Below are 13,775 nucleotides of genomic sequence, written 5' to 3' on the forward strand. Positions count from 1 at the left end.
TCACCTTTTTATTTTGATTAATTCTGTTTGTTTGGTTGAACTACAAAAATAGAAAGTATATAATAGGAAAGAATTTCAAAAGAAGAAGGTTTTTTAGATGATATATTTTGATAACAGTGCAACAACACCGATTTATCCTCAAGCGTTAGATACATATATAAAAGTAAGTCAACGTATTATTGGTAATCCGTCTAGTTTACATGACTTGGGAAATCAGGCGAATCGTTTGTTAGAACAAGCGCGTAAGCAAATAGCAGACTTGATTCAAGTGAAGCCGAGCGAGATTTTCTTTACAAGTGGCGGAACAGAAGGTGATAATTGGGTTTTAAAAGGAACAGCTTTAGAAAAGAAATCTTTTGGTCGTCATATTATTATTTCGAATATTGAACATCCAGCTGTTTCTGAAACAGCAAGACAACTTGCAGAAAATGGATTCGAGCTTTCAATCGCTCCTGTTGATGAACATGGCTTTGTAATAGTCGATGAATTAGCGAAACTGATTCGCAAGGATACGATTCTCGTTTCGATCATGGCAGTCAATAATGAAATAGGATCGATCCAACCCATTCAAGCAATTAGTGACTGTTTAGCAAACTATCCAACGATTCATTTTCATGTGGATGCGGTTCAGGCAATTAGTAAAGTTAGTCAGGAACAATGGCTAACACCGCGTGTAGATTTTGCGACTTTTTCTGCCCATAAGTTTCATGGCCCTAGAGGTGTAGGGTTTATTTATTGGAAACATGGTCGCAAGCTTGCGCCGTTATTAACAGGTGGAGGTCAAGAAAATGATCAAAGAAGCGGAACTGAAAATGTTGCAGGTATTGTTTCAATGGCTAAAGCTTTACGTTTGTATACAGATAAGAAAGCTGAAAAACCAGAGCACACTTCAACTATCCGTCGTTATTTGATTGAGGCATTGCAGGAATATTCGAATGTTACAGTATTTTCAAAAGAAACACCGGATTTTGCACCGCATATTTTATGTTTTGCCTTAAAAGGAATCCGTGGAGAAGTACTCGTGCATGCATTAGAAGAAAAACAAATCTACACATCAACGACTAGCGCCTGTTCCAGTCGAAAAAAAATGGCTAGCAGCACGTTGCATGCCATGAAAGTCCCTGACTCTTTAGCGACATCAGCCATCCGTGTCAGTTTGGATGAAAGCAATACGATTGCAGAAGCAGAACAGTTTATGATTATTTTTAATCAACTATATAAAAAATTCTTGGTGTTAAACGGCTAAGAGAATCAAAAAAATCATGCTTTACAGAAAAGGATTGAAAACTTGTGAAATATACTGAAATCATGGTTCGCTACGGCGAACTTTCAACTAAAGGAAAAAATAGAAAATTATTTATCTCCCAACTAGCACAAAATGTCAAAAGAGTACTTGGTGATTTTCCAGCTGTCAAAATCCATGCTGACCGAGATCGGATGCACCTGATATTAAATGGTGAAGACAGCACACAAATCTTACCTAAGTTAGAAAAAGTCTTCGGGATTCAAAACTTTTCGCCAAGCGTTCGTGTAGAAAAAACAATGCCGGCAATTCGTGCAATGGTTCAAACGATCATCAAATCTGCTTATCATCCAGGACAAACATTTAAAATCACCTCTAAACGTTCTGATCATAGTTTTGAATTGGATACAAATGAATTAAACCGAGAACTTGGCGGTGCCGTTTTTGAGCTTTTCCCAGAAATAGCTGTACAAATGAAAAAGCCGGATATCAATATTCGTGTAGAAATCCGCAAAGAAGGTGCTTATCTTTCATATGAAACGATTCGTGGTGCTGGTGGATTACCTGTCGGAACGAGTGGCCGTAGTATGCTGATGCTTTCTGGGGGGATCGATTCACCTGTTGCAGGGTATTTGTCAATGAAACGTGGTGTGGAAGTGGAAGCCGTTCATTTTGCCAGCCCGCCATATACAAGCGAGCAAGCACTGCAAAAGGCTAAAGACTTAGCAGCAAAAATTGCACCATATGCTGGTAGTATTCAATTTATTGAAGTACCCTTCACTGAAATCCAAGAAGAAATCAAACGAGTGGTACCAGAAGGTTATTTAATGACGGTAACACGCCGAATGATGTTGCGTTTGACTGATGCGATACGTGTTCAAAGAAAAGGATTAGTCATCATTAATGGAGAATCATTGGGTCAAGTTGCATCACAAACCTTGCAAAGTATGGTAGCAATCAACGAAGTTACTACAACGCCGATTATTCGTCCAGTTGTATCGATGGATAAAGGAGAAATCATCGAAATTGCTGAAAAAATTGATACTTTTGAGCTAGCGATTCAACCATTTGAAGATTGCTGTACGATTTTTGCACCACCTCAACCAAAAACGAGACCTAAATTAGATAAAGCGCAAGCCTATGAAGCCAGACTAGATATAGAAGGATTGATGGCGCGCTCAATGGCTGGCTTAAAAGTTAGTGAAATAACTGAATTAAGTGAACAAAACGAAGAATTTTCTGATTTACTCTAAAAGTTGAAAGAACAGACTTGATACCGCTATCGAATCTGTTCTTTTTATTAGTTTTTTCTAATACCTCCCTTTTTTTTCACAAACAAGTTGCCCGCGACATACAAGCATGCTAAACTATATATGTGAAATAAGTAACAAGGAGGGTGGAAAATGAAAGAATTACATAAAGAAAAAACAATGCCCAAAGCTACAGCTAAGCGGTTGCCATTGTACTTACGTTATTTAAAAATGCTAGGAGATTCTGGTGTAACACGGATCAAGTCAAAAGAATTTAGTGACGTAATCCAAGTTCCATCAGCAACGATTCGTCGTGATTTTTCTCACTTAGGTGAATTGGGACGAAGTGGTTATGGCTATGATGTACCTTACTTGATTGAAGTTTTTAGCCATATTTTAAATACGCAAGAAGAAAAACGAATTGCGTTGATCGGTTGTGGTAATCTCGGGAAAGCGTTGGTTAAAAATAATTTCCGCAGAAACGAGAACTTGAATATTGTTTGTGCATTTGATACCGAAGAAGCACTTGTAGGATTATCGGTTGATGACATCACGATCCAACCAATGGAAAATTTAGCGGAAGAAGTCAAAAAAACGGGTGTAACAGTTGCGATTTCCACAGTACCTAGCCAATTCGCACAAGAAGCCATTGATAAAATCGTCGATGCTGGAATTACAGCGATTTTGAATTTCGCGCCTGATCGTGTAACAGTACCTCATAATGTCAATGTACAATATATTGATTTAACGACAGAACTGCAAACCTTGATTTATTTTGATGAAACTTTTTCAAGTAAAAAAGTATAGAAAGCAAGAACTTTGTCATCTCTTCCTCCTTCCTCTATACTAAATAGAGAGAGAGCATTTTAACTTGCTGAGCTTTTGAAGCTTAAATATCTAGCTTTGTGAGCCAGCAGCTCATTCAGCTTTTAAATTAGGAGGAGAAAAATAATGATAGTAACAAAAAAAGGCGAAGAAGTAGAAATAATTGGTGTGCAACCTGAGGTAGGGACCAAAGCACCAGCTTTTTCATTAAAAAACTTAAATGATGAAGTAGTAAACCTAGCAGAATTTGCTGGTACTCCAGTCTTAATCAGCGTTGTACCTGATATCGATACTAGAATCTGTTCGTTACAAACAAAACGTTTTAACCATGAAGCGGCGAATGTTGAAGGCGTAAAATTCATTACGATTTCTAATAATACAAAAGAAGAACAAGCAAATTGGTGTGCAGCTGAGGGTGTCGATATGGAAATTTTACATGATACTGAAGGCAAATTTGGTGAAGCATACGGTTTATTTATTCCTGCAATGGGACGTTTGGCTCGTGGCATTTTTGTGATCAATAAAGAAGGTAACATTATCTGCGAAGCGATTTCTACAGAAATTGCTGAAGAACCAGATTATGCTACTGCGCTAGAGCAAGCAAAAGCAGCACGTTGATTTTTTTCAAATTGACTTCTATTCAACTTCAATGTTAAAATGTAGCAAAGACTGTGAACAAGAGGAGTACTACTGGCATCGTTATAGAGAGAAAATTGCTTGGTGGAAGATTTTCACATAACCAGTAAGAAGGTAGCTTGGGAGTCAAATGATTTGAATTCAGTAGAATGATTCGAGTAGTGATCGTTACCTCACGAATGAGCGGTGTTTGGATAGTCAGACACAATTTAGGTGGTACCGCGTATAATGTCTATACGCCCTAAAATACGAAAGTATTTTAGGGCTTTTTGTATGTGCATCACGACCATAATTTGAGTTAAAAAACAGAAAGAAGGAACTTTTATGTCAGAAGAAAAAAATCTACCGACAAAATACCAGCCTACAGAAGTAGAACAAGGACGCTATCAAAAATGGCTAGATCAAGATTTGTTCAAACCAAATGGCAATAAAGAAGCAAAACCCTATTCAATCGTAATCCCACCACCAAATGTTACTGGTAAACTCCATTTAGGTCATGCCTGGGACACGACTTTACAAGATATGATCATCCGTCAAAAAAGAATGCAAGGCTTTGACACATTGTGGCTGCCAGGAATGGACCATGCTGGTATTGCAACACAAGCAAAGGTTGAAGAAAAATTAGCAGAACAAGATATTTCCCGTTACGATTTAGGTCGTGAAAAATTTGTAGAGCAAGTCTGGGATTGGAAAGAAGAATATGCTTCTCATATCCGTGAACAATGGGCGAAAATGGGCTTGTCTTTAGATTATAGCCGGGAACGTTTTACTTTAGATGAGGGCTTGTCTGAAGCTGTTCGCAAAGTCTTTGTTTCTTTATATGAAAAAGATCTAATTTATCGTGGCGAATACATCATCAACTGGGATCCAAAAGCAAAAACAGCTTTATCTGATATTGAAGTTATCCACAAAGATATCGAAGGTGCGTTTTACCATATGAGTTATCCACTGACTGATGGCACAGGAGTTGTGGAAATCGCAACGACTCGTCCTGAAACAATGTTGGGAGATACAGCGATCGCGGTTCATCCTGATGACGAGCGTTACCAAGCGTTGATCGGTAAAACAGTTACATTGCCTTTAGTGGATAAAGAAATCCCAATCATTGCGGATGAATATGTAGATATGGAATTTGGAACAGGGGTAGTAAAAATCACGCCAGCTCATGACCCAAATGATTTTGAAGTTGGTAACCGTCACGATTTACCTCGCGTAAATGTAATGAATGAAGATGGTTCTATGAACGATTTAGCTGGAAAGTATGCAGATATGGATCGTTTTGCTGCACGTAAATTGATCGTTTCTGATTTAAAAGAAATGGGTCGTTTAATTAAAATCGAAACAATGAATCATAGTGTTGGACATTCAGAACGGACAGGTGTTGTTGTTGAACCTCGTTTATCTACACAATGGTTCGTTAAAATGGCACCACTTGCTGAAAAAGCCATCAAAAATCAAGACACAGAAGATGCAGTAGAATTTTATCCACCACGCTTTAACCAAACCTTCTTACGTTGGATGGAAAATGTTCATGACTGGGTAATTTCGCGTCAATTATGGTGGGGCCATCAAATTCCTGCTTGGTATCATAAAGAAACGGGTGAAATGTATGTTGGCATGGAAGCACCAGCAGATGCAGAAAATTGGACACAAGATTCTGATGTACTAGATACATGGTTCAGTTCAGCGCTATGGCCATTTTCAACAATGGGTTGGCCAGATGAGGAAGCAGCTGATTATCAGCGTTATTTCCCAACAAGTACATTAGTGACAGGCTACGATATTATCTTCTTCTGGGTTAGCCGCATGATGTTCCAAAGTTTAGAGTTTACTGAAAAAGCACCGTTTAAAAATGTTTTGATGCATGGTTTGATCAGAGCAGAAGACGGACGTAAAATGAGTAAATCACTAGGTAACGGAATCGATCCAATGGAAGTGATCGATAAATATGGGGCAGATGCTTTGCGCTGGTTTATGTCAAATGGTTCAACACCAGGTCAAGATATGCGTTTCAGCTATGAAAAAATGGATGCCTCTTGGAACTTTATCAATAAAATCTGGAATGCTAGCCGTTTCGTAATCATGAATGTTGAAGGTATGGCTTATGAAGATATCGATTTTAGCGGTGAGAAAACTGTGGCAGATCGCTGGATCTTAACACGTCTAAATGAAACAGTTGCTCGTGTTACTGATTTATTTGACCGCTTTGAATTTGGTGAAGCTGGTCGTCAGTTATACAATTTCATCTGGGACGATTTCTGTGACTGGTACATCGAAATGAGTAAAGAAATTCTTTACGGCGAAAATGAATCTGCAAAACAAACAACACGCAGCATTTTAGTGTACACACTAGACCAAATTTTACGTCTATTGCATCCAATCATGCCGTTTGTGACAGAAGAAATCTGGGAAAATATTCCGCATGAAGGGGTATCTCTTGTAGTTGCGGATTACCCAATTGTCCATGAAGAATTTTCAGATGAAACAGCCGCTCGCGGTATGGAAGTCTTAAAAGAGGTGATTCGTGCGGTGCGTAATATTCGTGCAGAAGTGAATACACCACTTTCAAAACCAATCACATTATTGATCAAAACAAGTGATGAAACGATTGATAAATTTTTGATCGAAAACACAAATTACATCGAGCGTTTCTGTAATCCAGAAGAGTTAACGATTGCAAGTGATATTATTGCACCTGAATTAGCGATGTCAGCGGTTCTAACAGGAGCTGAACTATACTTACCATTAGCTGGTTTGATCAACGTGGAAGAAGAAATAGCCCGTTTAGAGAAAGAATTAGATAAATGGACGCAAGAAGTCAAACGTGTTCAAGGAAAATTAGCGAATGAACGCTTTGTTTCTAACGCACCGGATGATGTTGTGGAAGCTGAAAAAGCAAAAGAGAAAGATTATTTAGAAAAACAAGTGGTTGTGAAAGAACGAATTGCGCAACTTCGTACAGTGAATTAAATATAAAAAAGGGGAGAATAATCAGAATTTTTCTGATTATTCTCCTCTATTTTTTGTTTAAAATGAGATTATTTAATTTGTCACGTTACAGAGAAACGTTGAATTTCAATGCCGGCATCATTTAAAACTGCTAATTGAACTTTATCTTTAGGGGATAGAATAGCAACGCCCAATAAACTAAATGTGCCATCATCAGCTACTTTTATTGTCTGTTGTCTTCTTCCGTTTACATATAAACGAACATTTTTAGCAGATTTCCCAGTGACTTTTCCAGTCACATAGGGTTCATCTACTTTGTACGGGGGTAGAGACATTTCTATCACAGGTTCTTGAATCGTGACTTCTTTACGAGTAATTTCCTCCTCATAACGATAACCCACGACTTCAACCTCATCATCGGTATAGTCAACCAAACCTTCGACATCAAAACTAAATTGTCTCGTTGAAGATAACAATTTTCGTTCTATTTCTTCCCCATTGACCAATAAAGCCACATGAGTATGGAAATAATCTGTTTTACCTGTGACGATTGAATCTTCGTATAAAGTATAGGGATTCACGGTTAAGGCATAGGATTTTTCTTTGATGGTTACAGGAGCTCGTTCTAGTTCTTTATTTTTCCGGTCTAATGCAACGATTTCTACTTTATCTGTTACCTTGGTGATCATTCCTTCAGTATCTAACTCGAAACTTCCATCACGTAAGAGTGTCGAAGTGGTAATCACTTCATCGTTTATAATTAGTTGGACTTTTTTAGCAGATGAACTAGCATTTACGCTCCCTATTACATAGCTATCAATTCCTAAATAAAATGTCTCAAGTAAGAAAGCGCTTGGTTCAACGACTTTTACAGTACTGGTTGCTTGAAAGCTGCCGTCTTCTGTTGTAGCTGTGATCACAGCAGTTCCTTTTTTTAGCCCTTTTACTATGCCGTCTGCAGAGATTGTTGCTACAGTATTGTCAGATATTGTGTAGGTTACTTTCTTGTTGCTTGCAGTTGCAGGGGTAATCTTAGCTTGCAATATCGCTTCTTCAGAAACAGCCAATTCTATAACAGGAGGGGTTAACTCAATTCCCGATACTTTTGTACTGTCTCCAAATTTTTCACGAACATATTTTCCAGGTTTTGTGCCATCATAATTTGTCATTAAGTCTTGACTGCTGGAGTAGCTATTCTGAGTATAGTGAGAAACTAATATCCATTTTCCAGTATATATTTTATTTTTTCTCTCTGGGAGACCAAATCCTTTCAAGAGACAGTTCTTACCTAAAATTAAAGTGTCTAAAGAAGTTGTATAAGAAAATATACTACTAATATATGCATTCTTGCTGGTGTCCCAGTTACTGATATCTAAAGTTGTTAAACTTTTAGCATTCCAAAACAGGCGCAGCATAGTTTTTACATTACTAACATTCCACTTACTGACATCTAATGCTGTCAGTTCACTAGCATCCATAAACATCTCCGTCATATTTGTCACGTTACTAGTGTTCCATGTACTAACATCTAAAGTTGTCAAACTTTTAGTACCACTAAACATGGAATTCATATGAGTCACATTACTAGTGTCCCACTTACTCACGTTTAAAGTCATTAGACTGTTGGCATGGGCAAACATACCAGACATAGTTGTCACATTACTAGTGTCCCAAGCACTGACATCTAAAGTTGTTAAACTGCTGGCACCCAAAAAAATATATTCCATATTAGTCACGCTACTAGTATCCCAAGTACTGACATCTAAATCTGTTAAACTGTTAGTACCTGAAAATAAAGAACTCATGCTGGATACGTTACTAGTGTTCCACTTACTCACATCTAAACTTGTCAAATTTCTAGCAGAGCTAAACATACTATTCATGCTAGACACGTTGCTAGTATCCCAATTACTAACATCTAAAGTTGTCAAATTGTTGTCGTCTAAAAACATGAAATCCATATCACTTACATCGCTAGTGTTCAAAAGACTAGAACCTTCAATAGATTCTAATTCACTTAATCTGCTAAAGATATAATGAGAAATTTTATTGGCTTTTACAAGCTTCGTAAATCTTATTCGTTTAATTTTTTTTCCTTGTAACAGAGTGGAGTTTTCAATTTTATTTAAAATATTATCCGAATAATACTGTGTACTTGGGAATTCTCCTTCACCAAAAGTAAGAGTTTGTGTCTCTGCTTCCCATGTCCACGGAACGGTTCCAAAAGTCCCTGTAATTGTTTCTTTTTTCTCGGTAACGGTCAATACTACTGAAGCTGTTTTTCCATTAGAAGTACTTGCTGTAATAGAAACGCTACCTGCTTTTTTCCCCGTTACGATTCCAGAATCGGAAACAGTAGCAATCGTTTCATCACTTGTTGTCCATATGGCTGTTTTAATATTACTATCTGAGATAATTTTGGCAGATAACACAAGAGTCTCATTGATTTCTAGTGTTGTTTTCTCACTTAGTATCTCAATTGTTGTTGGAATCATTTCATCTGTGGCTTCAGTTTCATCCAATACTTTTAGTTCGCTAGAATCGGCGGCTTTAACAGATTCATTTTGCTCTTCTGCCAAAACTAAAGGAGATTGCAACCCCAAAATACCTATCAACCCAAAAAACATAAGACCTTTAATCACGTAATTCTTTTTCATAATTCCTCCTCATGTAGCTAGTCTTTTTTTTCAAATCCTAAATTTATTAATTTTTCAGCGTTCGTTTTTTCACTTGCTGAGTCTAGTGCTCCGTCAGGCAAAGAAATCAAAGGCAACATGTTTACTTCGTCTTGAGAAAGTTTCTTTAAATCGATTTCAATTGTTTCAACTGCTTCTTTTTCCTTAAAAACAACAGAGTAGTTAATTCCCTGTTTGTCGGTATATAATTCTTTGCTTGGTTTTAATAATTTTTCTGCTTTGGCTTTTGTTTTTACACCAATCGTTTTATACTGGATAGTTGTTTTGATTGTTTGCTTTAGTAACGTATCTTCTTTATAGACATTTTGAATCGTGACATTTTCATCATCTTGTTTCAGCGTATACGTGGCAGTTTGTTTTTCAGCTCCACAAGCAGATATAAATAATAGAAATAAAAGACTCATACCAACAATCCTACAAAATTTTTTCATATGCGCACCTCCTTAATTGAAATAGCTATACATCAATAATAACATATTTTTAGTTTGGAAAAGTAGACAAAAAACAATAAATATTTAATTGGTAGAAAGGCTAGTAGATATTAGGGAAAAACTTTAGATGATTAGCAAGAAAGAAGGAGAAGGTGAAATTTGGAAATTAAGCAACAAAAAAACAAGTACGATTTTGACAACGAACATCAAAATCGTACTTGCTTCTATTAGTATTTCTAACTAATCAAAAACCGATTAAACAAGAACAATAACGCATAGCCATAAGTCCCAACTGACCAAAGTTTAAAAAGTAGTAACACTTTCATGTATTCCTTAAAGGGCAAATCGGCCAGACCGGCGACCAAACAGGTCAAATCATCCGGTGCAAAAGGAATCAATAACGTAGCAATCATCAACTTCTTAATACCCTTTTCAGGACGGTCCAACATTTTTTCGAATTTTAAATACCGTTTCTTAGAAAGAATCAGCTGAGCAAATGGTTTCCCGTAATATCGTGCCAACCAGTAGACGATAACATCACCTATCATCAGACCAATATAACTATAAATCAACCCTGGGATACTACCAAACATCAGCATTCCCACAAGCGTTGAGATCCCGCCAGGAAGAATCGGCACAATCACTTGGACCATTTGTAAAAAGATAAAGATCAATACCGCGTATTCTCCAAATTGTTTCATGAAATCCTGTAATGACTGAACGGAATGAAAAATTCCTTTATAATAACCGTAAATTACTAAACCAGTAAAACAAAGAACACCTAGAATAGGCAGTACATAGATAATTCGTTTCAGAATTTTTTTCCCCATGGCTGCAGTTTCCTTTCACCGTTACTTTGATTTTCGTATCTTAAATCGTTTTAATAGTTGATAAAATAATACTCCCAAAACAACAGAAATGCTAATCAAAACTCCAATAATGAAGTTACGTTGTTGATAATGCATTGTGATTTTATGCTTTCCAGAAGTTAATTCAATTCCTGTAAAATTACCTAGAACTGACTTAGCTTTGACTTTTTTACCATCGACTGTGATCTGCCAATTTTTATCATATGGAATCGCTAAGTAAAGCAATGAATTTTCTGGGTCTGTTACGGTGATTTCTCCGGTCAATGTACCCGAGACTTCTTCTTCAAGCTGAATTGCTTGTGACTTTTGTTTGGTAATAAATGAATCAAAGGTTTCTTGCTGCAAGGTTTTTAATTCAATGTTTTTTTCCTCAATCTCATTTTCGGACTCAAACTGTAGCTGAACGACGTCATCTTTTTTGAAGTAGCCAAGATTAAATAATTGATTTGTTGCAATATAAACTGCAGGCTGGATTTTTTCACCATTTACTTTAAAAGAAGTGATTTTTTTCCAGTCGATTTCTGGTGCATAAAGATGAAGTTCGCCATCTGTGGTTGTTTTTGTATTGAGTGTGTAGTGATGATCAGCTTGCTCTGACCAAGTTATTTTTTGTGTTTCTTGAAAATATGCTTGTTTATTTTTTTGGATCTGCTGTAAAATCATTTCCTGATTTTTTAGAGGCTGATTTTCAGCTAATTTAAGATCAGCAAATGCTTGTGGAACTAAAAAGCCCATACCGATTGCTTCTTCATTTTCATAAACATTTGTTGAGGGATCGCTTGAAATATTTTTCTGGTAAAATTTAAGTTCTGGAGTTAATTGATAGTTCACATTTAATAGTAAGTTGATCACTTTTGACTCATCAACATAAGCGATTCTGCGATCATTTTTTTGATATAGGCCTAAAGCATTCAAGGTATCTTGGGTATTAGCATCCAGCGTAGAAGTATAGCTGGAAACGCCAGCATAGCCATACAGAATTGGATTATTGTAACCATTATTTTTCTCGTTATAACCTGCAGCATCGGAATCGATCGTTTGTTTTATTCGGAATAAATGAGGATGTTCGTTTTGTAAATCAGAAATGATTTCATCTTGAATTTGATAAGTTTGCGCAAATTTTTCTTGATTTCCAAATGGAATATCCTTAAAGCTGATCCAAAAATTAAAGATTAATTCAGCGCAAACGACTAAGAATAAGAACAGATAGAGACCGTTCCTTTTTGCCCCATGCATTTTTTGAATCAAGACTACCAACTCAAAGGTCAACCAAATGCTAACTAGACTGAAAATAACATAATGATCGGATAATAAAAAGATTTTCTCTTTTGAAAATTTTAAAGCAATATAACCCAAAAGCAACAATCCAGAAAAAATACTAGGAACAATAACTTTTAATTTTGCCCCTTCCTTTAATTTAAGAAAGGCTTCATACGCAAATTTTATCATCAAAAAACTAAAGATAAACGTATTTCTATAGGGAAATCCCGCAGGACTTTGAAACATATGCCAAATCGTATTGACAAGTTCCAACCAGAAACTCAAGAAAATAAATCCAACTAAAAACGCGGCGCCAATTTTCTCCTTCTTAGAAATAGCCGATAGTTGAAAATAAGCGATAAAAAGCAAGACCATCAAAATACCAGAAAAAATCGTCGGTAAATGCTCTAAACGCCACTCAAAATTAACACTACCGAGACCTAATTGGGAAAGAAAATTAAAGCCAAAATTAGGTGTAGGTAAAAACGTTTGCCACTCAAAATTTGTCTTTTTTGTCGCCAACATTCCTTCTACAGCAGGAATCAAAATAAAACTCGTGCTAACTCCTGTTAGAAAAGAAGTAACAAAAAATAAGCGACCTTTCTTAATAAATAGCCAAATCGATTTCTTTTCAGCTGACTCTGTTTTTTGATAATACCAATAAAGACTGTAGCACACAGCAAAAATACAAAGCATATAGCCCATATAATAATTTGTTACGATAGCCAAAAATAAGGCCGCTGAATAAAGAACATATTTCTTATGATCCCATAACCGCTGAATTCCTAATACCAGTAAAGGGAGTAAAATCAATGCATCCAACCACATAAAATTCAAACAATAGACCGTCACAAAACCACATAAGCTATAAGACGTTGAAAAAAGCAATGTTGAAATAGTTGATTGACGATATGTTTTTTGAAGATAATAAAACATTGAACTGCCCATGAGGGAAATTTTTAGCGTAATAATCAATAATATAGCGATTGGCAACTGCTGATAAGAGAATAGCAAGACTAAAATATTGAACGGACTTAATAAATAATAAGCACTCAAGGGTAAAATAGTTCCACCGAGTGCATCAGAAAATGAATACAAGGAGTAAGTCTCCCCTTGAAAAAACTGCTTAAATGCACTTAAAAACGGCATATACTGCGTCCCTAAATCGCTAACCAAGAGATTGTTATTTCCAAACGGTGCTAAACCTAAAATCGACCAGAGTATGATTAACAATAGGAATGGAAGAAGAAAACTTCCACTAACCAATAATTTTTTTTTCGTTTTTGACATAGTATACTGCTCCTCTATTCTAATAATTTGTAACTGTTTTAGGATAAAGGTTCAATCAACCTTGAAAAATCAAGCGAACTACCTACAACAATATTATTTTTGAAACTCGTTATTTATAAAACAAACGTGATTAGATTTCTCTCTAAGATTCTAGTCTATCATGGGATTAGGTCTTGATGCAAAAGAATTTGTGTTCAGTTCATACATAGAGTCTTGTTTATTTTATCATAGTTGTTTTTATTTAAAAGTACTGAATCATTTGTTTACTCTTTTTTATAGAATCGATCATTTGCATAATTAAAGTCGTTAATTAGTGAAAAGCACTC

Annotated in this window: 9 protein-coding genes and 1 other annotated feature; of the genes, 5 read left to right on the plus strand and 4 right to left on the minus strand. The window is 36.2% G+C overall.

The window, feature by feature from the left end; all coding sequences use genetic code 11:
* Positions 1-97 precede the first annotated feature (97 nt).
* The 5 genes from IGL98_RS03825 to IGL98_RS03845 all read left to right on the plus strand — a co-directional run bounded on the left by IGL98_RS03825 (position 98) and on the right by IGL98_RS03845 (position 6,924).
* The gene (locus IGL98_RS03825; RefSeq protein ID WP_206842698.1) at positions 98-1,246 is read left to right on the plus strand and encodes a cysteine desulfurase family protein; all 1,149 of its coding nucleotides are present in this window, start codon (positions 98-100) and stop codon (positions 1,244-1,246) included.
* A 44-nt stretch (positions 1,247-1,290) separates the two neighbouring features.
* Entirely contained in the window at positions 1,291-2,496 is a 1,206-nt protein-coding gene (gene thiI, locus IGL98_RS03830) for a tRNA uracil 4-sulfurtransferase ThiI (protein WP_339099615.1), read from the plus strand.
* Between the two features lie 150 nt (positions 2,497-2,646).
* Positions 2,647-3,300 (plus strand): redox-sensing transcriptional repressor Rex, encoded by a 654-nt coding sequence (locus IGL98_RS03835; RefSeq protein WP_206842699.1) that lies wholly within the window; start codon positions 2,647-2,649, stop codon positions 3,298-3,300.
* 144 nt (positions 3,301-3,444) lie between these two features.
* Positions 3,445-3,936 (plus strand): thiol peroxidase, encoded by a 492-nt coding sequence (locus tag IGL98_RS03840; protein ID WP_206842702.1) that lies wholly within the window; start codon positions 3,445-3,447, stop codon positions 3,934-3,936.
* A 44-nt stretch (positions 3,937-3,980) separates the two neighbouring features.
* Positions 3,981-4,201: a binding site (T-box leader), on the plus strand.
* 77 nt (positions 4,202-4,278) lie between these two features.
* On the plus strand, positions 4,279-6,924 hold the full coding sequence (locus IGL98_RS03845; RefSeq protein ID WP_206911744.1) for a valine--tRNA ligase: 2,646 nt from the start codon (positions 4,279-4,281) through the stop codon (positions 6,922-6,924).
* 80 nt (positions 6,925-7,004) lie between these two features.
* Here IGL98_RS03845 and IGL98_RS03850 read toward each other — a convergent pair whose 3' ends face one another.
* The 4 genes from IGL98_RS03850 to IGL98_RS03865 form a co-directional block, all read right to left on the minus strand.
* A complete protein-coding gene (locus IGL98_RS03850; protein ID WP_206842707.1) occupies positions 7,005-9,560 on the minus strand; it encodes a BspA family leucine-rich repeat surface protein in 2,556 nt (851 codons plus the stop codon).
* A 17-nt stretch (positions 9,561-9,577) separates the two neighbouring features.
* Entirely contained in the window at positions 9,578-10,030 is a 453-nt protein-coding gene (locus IGL98_RS03855; RefSeq protein WP_206842709.1) for a DUF1307 domain-containing protein, read from the minus strand.
* 236 nt (positions 10,031-10,266) lie between these two features.
* Positions 10,267-10,860 carry a TVP38/TMEM64 family protein gene (locus tag IGL98_RS03860; protein WP_206842711.1) on the minus strand — a complete coding sequence of 198 codons (594 nt, stop codon included), beginning with the start codon at positions 10,858-10,860 and terminating at the stop codon, positions 10,267-10,269.
* A gap of 21 nt (positions 10,861-10,881) precedes the next feature.
* Positions 10,882-13,449, minus strand: a complete 2,568-nt coding sequence (locus tag IGL98_RS03865; RefSeq protein WP_206911745.1) for a YfhO family protein — start codon at positions 13,447-13,449, stop codon at positions 10,882-10,884.
* Positions 13,450-13,775 lie beyond the last annotated feature (326 nt).

The organism is Enterococcus sp. DIV0840 (genome assembly GCF_050527835.1).
GTDB lineage: Bacteria > Bacillota > Bacilli > Lactobacillales > Enterococcaceae > Enterococcus_L > Enterococcus_L ureasiticus.

Excerpts from the sequence above, each read along its gene's own strand:
- IGL98_RS03855 (WP_206842709.1), bottom strand. The coding sequence starts at position 10,030 with ATGAAAAAATTTTGTAGGATTGTTGGTATGAGTCTTTTATTTCTATTA.
- IGL98_RS03865 (WP_206911745.1), bottom strand. The coding sequence starts at position 13,449 with ATGTCAAAAACGAAAAAAAAATTATTGGTTAGTGGAAGTTTTCTTCTT.
- IGL98_RS03825 (WP_206842698.1), top strand. The coding sequence starts at position 98 with ATGATATATTTTGATAACAGTGCAACAACACCGATTTATCCTCAAGCG.
- IGL98_RS03850 (WP_206842707.1), bottom strand. The coding sequence starts at position 9,560 with ATGAAAAAGAATTACGTGATTAAAGGTCTTATGTTTTTTGGGTTGATA.
- IGL98_RS03845 (WP_206911744.1), top strand. The coding sequence starts at position 4,279 with ATGTCAGAAGAAAAAAATCTACCGACAAAATACCAGCCTACAGAAGTA.
- IGL98_RS03835 (WP_206842699.1), top strand. The coding sequence starts at position 2,647 with ATGAAAGAATTACATAAAGAAAAAACAATGCCCAAAGCTACAGCTAAG.
- IGL98_RS03860 (WP_206842711.1), bottom strand. The coding sequence starts at position 10,860 with ATGGGGAAAAAAATTCTGAAACGAATTATCTATGTACTGCCTATTCTA.
- IGL98_RS03840 (WP_206842702.1), top strand. The coding sequence starts at position 3,445 with ATGATAGTAACAAAAAAAGGCGAAGAAGTAGAAATAATTGGTGTGCAA.